The sequence below is a fragment of the Bartonella sp. AP58NXGY genome (assembly GCF_042195785.1).
In the GTDB taxonomy this organism is placed as follows: Bacteria; Pseudomonadota; Alphaproteobacteria; order Rhizobiales; family Rhizobiaceae; genus Bartonella.
The window spans coordinates 1-654 of the sequence record NZ_JBHIOY010000306.1; the positions used below are offsets into that span (position 1 = coordinate 1).

At 37.9% G+C, this 654-nt stretch carries 1 pseudogene; it reads right to left on the reverse strand.

Going from position 1 to position 654, the window contains the following annotated elements:
• Window positions 1–654: pseudogene (locus ACFINC_RS11100) on the reverse strand (hypothetical protein); the annotation flags it as partial.

The following is a 654-nucleotide window of genomic DNA, read 5'->3' on the forward strand; positions in this document are numbered from 1 at the left end:
TTTTGCGTACCAACAATTGCATCGGCAACATGAGAAAAATCAACTGAAAGTTGTGCTGAACTTGGAAGACCTACAGTAGCTGTCTTTTGCAACACATCAAGTCCATCAATCGAGGGCGATAACTGCTGTAACAGCTTTAATTCATTGTTATAAGATCCACCCCGCTCTACAGCATTTTTTAACGAACTGATCGCTGTAAAAAGTGCCGTATTTATTTCTTTTTTTTCACTATTTTTAACAATACTTTCTTCCTGGAATGCTTCCAACTGTTTTTTTAACGAAGCAAGATCATTTGCATTGCTCAGCCCGACGGACAAAGCCGTTTCTATCTCTTTTGACTCGCCAACAAGTGTTTGTACAGCCTCTTCAAGAGCTTTTACTTTTTCTTCTAAAATCGCAAAAGCTTTTCTGCTTTCTTCTTGCGATAGTTCATCATTTTTCATTGTTTTAAACTGTTGTGATGAAAAAGAAGAAAACTCTGTTTTTAATGCATCGATTTCTTGAAACACTCGCTCCAATTGTTCTCTTGTTTCTTCACTTGTGTCTTTTGCAGCTTCAGCGACCTGCAAAACCTTTTCTCCACCAACAGAATTTTCTACAAAAGGAGAAGAAAACAAACCCACCCATTGAAGCCCCACAAAAATTCCCAAAGCA